The following is an 8,639-nucleotide window of genomic DNA, read 5'->3' as shown; positions in this document are numbered from 1 at the left end:
GCGACTCCCCGTTCCTGATCCGTCTCGCCGAGAGCGACGACGATGAGTTCATCCTCGATCTGGTTCCCCGTTTCATCAGCTTCCCGCTGCCCAACGGCCGCACGAGCACCGATTGTCTGAAGGGCATCGAAGCCGACCTCGTCCACCACCTCGACGACCAGCCGCCCAACAGCTACATCTTCGTCGTCGAAAATGAGGACGGCGAGTCGGTAGGCTTCCTGCAGTTGCAAAAGACCAAGGACTTCTTCACCCATCGCGACAACTGCCATATCGCCAATATCGCGGTCGCCCAGAAATACGAAGGCGTGGGCGCGGGCAAGTTCATGCTCGAGTACGCCGACACCTGGGCCAAGGAGCATCACTGCCAGTTCGTCACCCTGGCCGTGCTCCCGGGCAACGAAAAAGCCAGGGATCTCTATGTGACCCATGGCTTCGACACCGATCTGATGCGGCTCGCGAAGCCGGTGCGCTGACCGAAAAAAAGGTTCTTCGCGGCATGCCGGGGACGCCGAAGACGGTGAGGCGCAGAGCCTTCTGCGTGCAGACGTCGCGGCGCAGAGCCTTCGGTACCCACCCTCGCTGCTCAGACACGTCCTCCGCGTTTCGTACCGGAAAGGCCGCTGCGCGGCCCCTGTTCTTATTGGCCTACGGCCGCTCCACTTGTGCGGAACTCGCCTCGAGGGTGGGCACCGAAGACTCTTCCCATCCCTGAGGTTCGTGCRGGTCGAGCCGACAAAGCAGCGCCGCTCCGGCTGCTGGCTCGTCGGCATTGCCATCGSYAAACGTTCGACCCCAGCGCGCCCGTCGCGATCATCCGCGCGCAGCGGCGCAGCGGCGTCACCGAGCTGGAATGGTCGTACCAGCAGGACGGCCGTCACGACGAGCTTCGGCGGCAACACCCACGCCCAACGGCTCTCCGTCCAGCTGACCGTATCGTCGTGAGAGACCTTGGTGTCCACCCTCGAGGCGAGTTCCGCACAAGTGGAGCGGCCGTAGGCCAGTTAGATACATGGGCCGCGTGAGCGGCCTTCCCTTTCGAACGCGGAGGACGTGTCTGAGCAGCGAGGGTGGGCACCAAGGTCTCCCCGCGAGACGCCCAAGTGTACGAAGCGACGGCGAAGCCGAGCCCGCGAAGCCGAAGGCGAGCCATGCGCGAGGTGCGAAAGAACGCCGGCCTGAAAGCCGAGCGCCCGGGCCACGGTAATCCGTGAAGAACCAAAAAAAAGGCCACCCTGCGGTGGCCTTTTCATTCGCAAGCGGCGGGGGTCGATCAGACCGTAGCCGGTTCGCCCTTGGCTTCGCGCGCATCCAGACGCGCGGCCATGCGGTCGATGTTGGCCAGCGAGATCAGGTGAGCGTAGATCCAGCCGAAGGCGCCTTCGCGCAGGAACTCGTAGGCGACCTTCTCATCCAGCGTGCGCAGCTTTTCTTCGTTGATCACGAACAAGCCGTTGAGGTTGATGCCCTTGCCTTCCTTCTGCAGGGTGATGGTGCGCTCCTCGAGCAGGTTGTGCTCGCGCAGCTTGCCCATGAACCACTGCGTGCGGGCGACATGGTCCTGGAACTCGCCGAGGAACTTCACGGCGTTGGTCAGGGCCGGCGCATCGGTGCCGTCCTCGTTGAACAGGCGCTCACCTTCGGTTTCGTTGAAGCCTTCGTAGGCCTCGTCGAGAAACACGGTGAAGTCGTCGCCCTCGGCGCCGACCGGCTTTTCAGCCAGCACGAACGGGTAGCGGCGGACGAAGGCCGGAATGTACAGGCCCGACTCCCAGAAACCGTTCTCGCCGACGAGCAGGTTCTCGCCCTGGCGCAGGCCAAGCAGGGCCATCGGGCCGGCTTCTTCGATGGTGTTGCCAGCGAACAGGATCGGGAAGTCACGCGCGGCTGGCGCAAACTCGACGCCGGTCAGCGGCACGGAGTGCGCGCCGGCGGCGAAACGGATGTTGTTGACCGCCTTGATGCGGAGGTCGCGGTGGGCGGTGCGGTTCAGCGGAACCGGACGCTCGTAGAAAAGCACTTCTGCCACAGTGAAACCCTCTATACCCGCCGGACCTGGGAAGCCACCCCGGCCCCCCTTCCAAACCCGTCGGGACTCTATCGAACGCTCACTATATCAGCGCTTCGCGGCCCGGACAGCCCCGCAAGAAGCGGGCCGCAGCGGTGCTTTTCTGTAGCAATAATGGGCTATGCTCGGGTCAACGCCCCTTGTGGGGTCGGATCAAACCATCGATCCGCACGGAGTTCGGCTTGCTGGAACGCTCTTTCGCTTACGTGAAGGACGAGACACGATGACGATGGAAGTGCTTCAGGACGACCTGCCGAGGGTGACCGCGCTCAATACGACGCGGGTACTTTCCCTCGATGCTGCAGGCCGCATCCTGGACTGGATCAGCTGGCAGGATGCCGTCTGCCTGTACGTTCGTGGCGTCGTCGCCTGGACGCTGGGCGACCCCTGTCTGACCGTCCACGGCGGCCTCAGCCGCGCCAGTGGACTCCAGAGCAGTCTCCAGCTCCACCCGATCGTCGCCAGCACCGGCCATTGCCGCGAACACGCCATCGACCCGGCACCGGCCCTCACCAATACCGCCCTGTTCGCCCGCGACCGGCACATCTGCCTGTATTGCGGCCATCACTACACCCGCCATGAGCTCACCCGCGACCACGTCCTCCCTCTTTCGAAGAAGGGCGCGGATGAGTGGGAGAACGTCGTAAGCGCCTGTCTGGCCTGCAATCTGCGCAAGAGCAACCGCACCCCGCAGCAGGCCAACATGCCCCTCCTGGCGGTGCCTTACCGGCCCAGCTGGGTCGAGCACCTGATCCTCTCCAACCGCAATATCCTGGCCGACCAGATGGAATTCCTGGTCGGTCACCTGCCGCGGGACCGCCGTCCGGCCTGAATCCGCCCCGGACTGCCCGCAAACATTCACGCCTCGTCCCTTGCCCCGGCTCGTCCGTAGGCGAACAATAGGCGTATGAACGACCTCTCCCGCTACCCATATCTGGCGCAGATCGAATCGCCGGAGGATCTCCGACGCTTTCCGGACGACCAACTGCCGGCGATCGCCGACGAGCTGCGCCGCTATCTGATCGAGGCCGTCGCCTCGTCGGGCGGGCATTTCGGCGCGGGCCTGGGCGTGGTCGAACTGACGGTCGCCCTGCACCACGTCTTCGACACGCCGCGCGATCGCCTCGTCTGGGACGTCGGCCACCAGTGCTATCCGCACAAGATCCTCACCGGTCGTCGCGACCGGATCACGACGATCAAGAAGAAGGACGGGCTCGCCCCTTTCCCGCGCCGCGAAGAGAGTGAGTACGACACCTTCGGCGTCGGCCACTCCTCGACCTCGATCTCGGCCGCCCTCGGCATGGCCATCGCGCTGCAGCGCCGGGGTGACAACCGCAAGGTCGTCGCCGTCATCGGCGATGGTGCCATGACCGCCGGCATGGCCTTCGAGGCCCTGAACCATGGCGGCGACATCGAGCCGAACATGCTGGTGATCCTCAACGACAACGGCATGTCGATCAGCGAAAACGTCGGCGCGATGACCAAGATGATGGCCCGCGCGATGTCCAGCCGGACGCTCAATGCCTGGCGCGAGCGGGCAAAGAAAGCCATGCCGCGCGAGTCCTTCTTCGGCCGCTTCTTCAAGCGCTGGGAAGAACATGCCAAGGGCATGTTCGTGCCCTCCACGCTGTTCGAAGAGCTCGGCTTCCATTACACCGGCCCGATCGACGGCCATAACATGGCCCAGCTGGTAACGGCGCTCCAGACGGTCAAGGACCTCCCCGGGCCGCAGCTCATCCATGTGATGACGACCAAGGGCAAGGGCTACGAGCCCGCCGAGAAAGGTCCGATCGAATATCACGCCGTCGGTCCGTTCGACCCTGTTGCCGGCGTCGTCAAGAAAGGTGCGCCGGCAAAGCCGACGTACACCGATATCTTCAGCGACTGGCTGTGCGACATGGCCGCGACCGACGAACGTCTTCTCGGCATTACGCCGGCGATGCGCGAAGGTTCGGGTCTGGTCCACTTCTCGAAGAAATACCCTCAGCGTTATTTCGACGCGGGTATCGCCGAGCAGCACGCGGTCACGCTGGCTGCCGGCATGGCGGTGGAAGGCGCGAAGCCGGTGGTGGCGATCTATTCCACCTTCCTGCAGCGCGCCTACGACCAGGCCATCCACGATGTCGCCCTGCAGAACCTGGACGTGACCTTCGCCATCGACCGCGCTGGTGTGGTCGGCCCGGATGGCGCCACCCATTCAGGGAGCTTCGATCTGTCCTTCATGCGTTGCCTGCCGAACATGGTGATCATGGCGCCGGCCGACGAGCACGAATGCCGGACCATGTTGAGCACCGGCTTCCACTACAACGGCCCGGCCGCCATCCGTTACCCGCGCGGTACCGGTCCGGGCGCGAAGATGGTCGAGGCGCTGGAAACCTTCCCGATCGGCAAGGCCGAAGTGCGTCGCCGCGGCCATCACGGCCTGGCCATCCTCTCCTTCGGCACCATGCTCGCGCCAGCCGCGGTGATCGCTGCCGAGGTAGATGCCACGCTGATCAACATGCGCTTCGTGAAGCCGCTGGACGAGGAACTGATCCTCGAGATGGCGCGCACGCACAAGGCCTTCGTCACCATCGAGGACAACGCCATCGCCGGCGGTGCCGGTGCCGGTGTCGCCGAGTTGCTCGCGGCTAACGGTGTCACCCTGCCGATGTTCCACCTGGGCCTTCCGGATGCCTATCTCGAACACGGTAGTCGCGAGGAAGTACTGACGATGGCCGGCCTCGACCTGCCGCAGATCCGACATGCGATCGTGACGCGGTTTCCGCAGTACGTCGCAAGCGCGGTAGCCAGCGCGGGTTGATCCCGCGCCTTGGCTCTCAGGAAAGCGTGCGACTGCCGGTGACGCGGTCACGCTGTTCCAGATCCTGGGCGGTGAATACTTTAAGGAAACCGGCGTCCTCAAGGACGCCGCGTACTGCCTGGCCCTGATTCCAGCCGTGTTCAAGCAACAGCCATCCGCCCGGTGCAAGCAGGGGCAGCGAGGCGGCTGAAATGCGGCGGATATCGTCCAGGCCGTCCACCCCCGAAGCCAGCGCGGAGAGCGGTTCGAAGCGCAGGTCGCCTTCGCGCAGATGGTGGTCGTCGGATTCGATATACGGTGGATTGCTGACGATCAGGTCGAAGTGCTCGCCAACCAGCGGCGCCAGCCAGTCGCCTTGGGCGAACGTCACGCGTTCGAGCCCCAGGCGCTGTGCGTTCCGGCGCGCCACGGCAAGCGCATCCGCGCTCGCATCCACGGCGAACACGGTCGCATCCGGACGCTCCTTCGCAATCGCCAGCGCAATGGCGCCGCTACCGGTGCCGAGGTCGACGAGCCGACCACCTTGCGGTAGGCGCTCGAGCGCGAGCTCCACCAGCAACTCGGTTTCCGGGCGCGGGATAAGCGTGGCCGGCGTCACTTCCAGCGTGAGAGACCAGAAATCCCGTGTGCCTGTGATGTAGGCGACAGGCTCGCCATCGACACGACGCCGCACGAGCGACTCGAAACGCTCAACCGCCGTCGCATCTGCCGGGTCGCTCGCGTGGGCGAAAAACCATGCCCGGTTCACACCCAGCGTATGCGCCAGCAGCAGCTCGGCCTCTAGTCGATCGCCGAGTGCTTCGGCAGCCTGGCGCAGGATCGTGCGAATGTCGGTCATGCGGCCATTCTAACGTCGATGCGCTTCACTCCTCGCCTAGACTAGACGGATGATCGGTCGCGCCTTACTTCTCTCTTTCGTGCTGCTGCTCGGCGGATGCCGCGCCGCGTTCTTCGGCACGATGAACCTGCGCCAGCCTTCCGACCATGTCCTGGCGCACCGGAACATCACTTACGACACGGCGCTCGCCCTGGCCGTGGATGTCTACTCGCCGCCGCACGCGGACCATGCCCCGGTTGTCGTCTACTTCTACGGTGGCAGCTGGATGACTGGCAAGCGGTCGTGGTTCCGCTGGATGGGGGAAGCACTGGCGGCCCAGGGCGTGGTGACCATCGTGGCCGATGTCCGCCTGTGGCCACGGGCGCGACTGGACGGGTTCCTGCACGATGGCGCCGAAGCCGTTCGCTGGGCACATGACCACGCGACCGATTTCGGTGGCGATCCCTCCCACCTCTTCGTCATGGGCCATTCGTCGGGTGGGCAGATTGCCGCCATGCTGGCGATGGACAAGCAATGGCTGGCCGCCGTCGGCATGCAGCCACGCGACCTCGCTGGCTTCATCGGCGTCGCAGGCACTTACGACTTCATTCCCTTCGACGAGCCCGAGTTTTACGACATGTTCGGGCAGACACCCGGGGAGGAGGCGCGCTCACAACCGATCAACTTCGTCGACGGCGACGAGCCGCCGGCCCTGCTGCTGCAGGGAGAAAAGGACACGATCGTCTACCCGTCGGAGGCTCTCGCGCTCGAGGGGCGCTACGTCGAGCAGGGCGAACCGGTGGAACTGAAGCTCTACCCGAACCTGGGACATGAAAAGCTCCTTCTCGCGTTCGGTCCGTTGAAGAGCAGGGCCCCGGTACTGGCCGACACCATGGCCTTCATCCATCGCTATTCGGGCGGCCCTTCACACTGATACCGGCCCCACCTGCATCCGCCTTCACGCCGGTTCCGTAAGGTATCGGCATGACCCGACTCTTCCTCGTTACCCTCGGCACCCTTCTCCTCAGCGGCTGCCAGTCCGCCCTGTTCAGCGTGGTCAATGCGCGCCAACCCCAGGCGGGAACGGTCGCGCACCAGAACATCACGTTCGACGCCTCCCATGGGCTCTCATTGGACGTGTACTCGCCGCCCGACRCCCGTAACGCACCGGTAGTCGTCTTCTTCTACGGCGGCAGCTGGAAGAGCGGCAAACGCCAGTGGTACCGATGGGTGGGTGAGGCGCTGGCCGCGCGAGGTATCGTCACCGTGGTGCCGGACTATCGGCAATGGCCGAAGGTGCGCCTGGATGGCTTCATGCATGACGGCGCAGAGGCCGTGCGTTGGACGCACGATCACGCCAGTGAGTTCGGCGGCAACGCATCGCATCTCTACGTGATGGGGCATTCGGCGGGTGGACACATCGCGGCACTGCTGGCGACCGATGCACACTGGCTCGGAGCAGTCGGCATGAAGCCGCGCGACCTTTCCGGATTCATCGGGCTGGCGGGGCCGTATGATTTCCTGCCTCTGACCAGCGATGACTTCATCGACATGTTCGGACACACACCGGAAGAGCAGGCACGTTCACAACCGGTCAACTTCGTCGATGGCGACGAACCGCCCGCCCTGTTGTTGCAAGGCGAGACCGACGGCACCGTGAGGCCATCCAACGCGCTCTCGCTGCAAAGGCACTACGAAGCGCGCGGCGAACAGGTCGACGTAAAGCTCTATCCGGACACCGGCCACATGGGCGTATTGTTCGGCCTCGGCACAGGCAAACACAAAGCGCCGGTACTGGACGATGTGGTGGCCTTTATCCGCAAGCACTCCCAGGTGAAATGACGCGCTCTTGTAGGAGCCGATTCATCGGCGATGGCCAGGTTGCCGCGAGCACGCTATCGCCGATGAATCGGCTCCTACAGAAACATCGCCACACGATCTACCTTGCTTTCATCGCATCGCGGCCCTCGGCATTGCCACCGCGCGACGCGTCGAGGATTTCCGGATACGGGTAATTGAGACCCAGCAACTGACGTATATCCGCACTCGCATTCTTCACGAACTCGGCCGGCAACGCCGCAGGCATGTCTTCCATCGGTTTGACGAACTTCGGCAGGTACTGCGTGATGATCGCCGAGCGATCGATGCTGCTGCGATTGGGCATGGCGCAATGCCAGACGGCCCCGAAGAAAATCACGGTATCGCCAGGCTCGCCGAGCATTCGTTCGCAACGGTCGAAGAACCGGTCGCTCTCATCGGGATAATGCAACTCGCGCTGCGTGCCCGGCACGAAAGCCGTCGCGCCCGTTTCTTCCGTGAACGGATCGAGCATGATCGTCGCCTGCGCGTTCAGCGGGAACGTTGCGTTGATCCGTGCCGGGTGGGTTTCCGGCGAATGGAAATCCCAGTAGGGATAGTCGATATGCGGCTCCTGCCCGGGACCACCGGGAAGGATGCGGTTCGCCGCGATCGAACCCATGATGAACTCGCTGCCGATGAAGGCGCGCATCACCTTCATGATCGCCGGATGCGCGGCCATCCGCGAGAAGATCTCGCCCTTGGCCAGAAGGTTCCAGACGCGACGTTGCAGATTGATCCGTCCCGCCTTCTCCGCATCGCCCTGGAAGTGCGTGACCTTACGGCCACGCTCGTCGGCGTCGGATTCGCGCATGACGATGTCCCGCGCCTGGGCAATCTCCGCCGGCGTGAATAAACCACGCAACGTGACCGCGCCAACGCCGTCGAGCAGTTCGCTCACGACGGCGTCGGTGTCCAGGGTGTCCTCGGTGAACACACGAATGCGGGTGGGTGAAGGGGGAAACGAATGTGCGGAGGCATGCATGGCTGGCTCCTGCCGCGACGGCGGCGTGGTTAGGCGGGGAAAGCGCCGGTTCGGGAACTACGCTATGCCGTTTTGCAAGCGCTTGCAAATTGCACTGCAACATCCCTAGAGT

8 protein-coding genes are annotated in these 8,639 nt (G+C 64.1%); 5 read left to right on the top strand and 3 right to left on the bottom strand.

From position 1 onward, the window contains the following. On the top strand, positions 1-473 hold a 473-nt coding region (locus AC1DSN_RS03995; RefSeq protein WP_477329663.1), incomplete at its 5' end, for a GNAT family N-acetyltransferase. 797 nt (positions 474-1,270) lie between these two features. Here AC1DSN_RS03995 and AC1DSN_RS03990 read toward each other — a convergent pair. After that, a complete protein-coding gene (locus tag AC1DSN_RS03990; protein WP_063571102.1) occupies positions 1,271-2,026 on the bottom strand; it encodes a SapC family protein in 756 nt (251 codons plus the stop codon). Positions 2,027-2,288: 262 nt separating this feature from the next. Between AC1DSN_RS03990 and AC1DSN_RS03985 the strand changes: the two genes are divergently transcribed. Both AC1DSN_RS03985 and dxs read left to right on the top strand, forming a co-directional pair. Beyond that, positions 2,289-2,897 carry an HNH endonuclease gene (locus AC1DSN_RS03985; RefSeq protein ID WP_063571101.1) on the top strand — a complete coding sequence of 203 codons (609 nt, stop codon included), beginning with the start codon at positions 2,289-2,291 and terminating at the stop codon, positions 2,895-2,897. A 75-nt stretch (positions 2,898-2,972) separates the two neighbouring features. After that, positions 2,973-4,868 carry a 1-deoxy-D-xylulose-5-phosphate synthase gene (dxs, locus tag AC1DSN_RS03980; protein ID WP_063571100.1) on the top strand — a complete coding sequence of 632 codons (1,896 nt, stop codon included), beginning with the start codon at positions 2,973-2,975 and terminating at the stop codon, positions 4,866-4,868. Between the two features lie 16 nt (positions 4,869-4,884). Here dxs and prmC read toward each other — a convergent pair whose 3' ends face one another. Next, a complete protein-coding gene (prmC, locus tag AC1DSN_RS03975; protein WP_477294352.1) occupies positions 4,885-5,706 on the bottom strand; it encodes a peptide chain release factor N(5)-glutamine methyltransferase in 822 nt (273 codons plus the stop codon). A gap of 49 nt (positions 5,707-5,755) precedes the next feature. Between prmC and AC1DSN_RS03970 the strand changes: the two genes are divergently transcribed. Further along, positions 5,756-6,619 (top strand): alpha/beta hydrolase, encoded by an 864-nt coding sequence (locus tag AC1DSN_RS03970; RefSeq protein WP_477294350.1) that lies wholly within the window; start codon positions 5,756-5,758, stop codon positions 6,617-6,619. A gap of 50 nt (positions 6,620-6,669) precedes the next feature. Continuing rightward, entirely contained in the window at positions 6,670-7,527 is an 858-nt protein-coding gene (locus AC1DSN_RS03965; protein WP_477329660.1) for an alpha/beta hydrolase fold domain-containing protein, read from the top strand. Positions 7,528-7,624: 97 nt separating this feature from the next. Here the strand turns inward: AC1DSN_RS03965 and AC1DSN_RS03960 are convergent, their stop codons facing one another. Continuing rightward, positions 7,625-8,527 carry a phytanoyl-CoA dioxygenase family protein gene (locus AC1DSN_RS03960; RefSeq protein WP_213948593.1) on the bottom strand — a complete coding sequence of 301 codons (903 nt, stop codon included), beginning with the start codon at positions 8,525-8,527 and terminating at the stop codon, positions 7,625-7,627. Between the last annotated feature and the right edge of the window lie 112 nt (positions 8,528-8,639).

This window comes from Luteibacter sp. P4_D7_3 (assembly GCF_056401735.1).
The sequence above is the reverse complement of the archived record's forward strand: the minus strand, read 5'-3'. Positions and strand labels throughout refer to the sequence as shown.

Coding starts and splice junctions, on each gene's coding strand:
- AC1DSN_RS03985 (WP_063571101.1), top strand. CDS start 2,289: ATGACGATGGAAGTGCTTCAGGACGACCTGCCGAGGGTGACCGCGCTC.
- dxs (WP_063571100.1), top strand. CDS start 2,973: ATGAACGACCTCTCCCGCTACCCATATCTGGCGCAGATCGAATCGCCG.
- prmC (WP_477294352.1), bottom strand. CDS start 5,706: ATGACCGACATTCGCACGATCCTGCGCCAGGCTGCCGAAGCACTCGGC.
- AC1DSN_RS03970 (WP_477294350.1), top strand. CDS start 5,756: ATGATCGGTCGCGCCTTACTTCTCTCTTTCGTGCTGCTGCTCGGCGGA.
- AC1DSN_RS03960 (WP_213948593.1), bottom strand. CDS start 8,527: ATGCATGCCTCCGCACATTCGTTTCCCCCTTCACCCACCCGCATTCGT.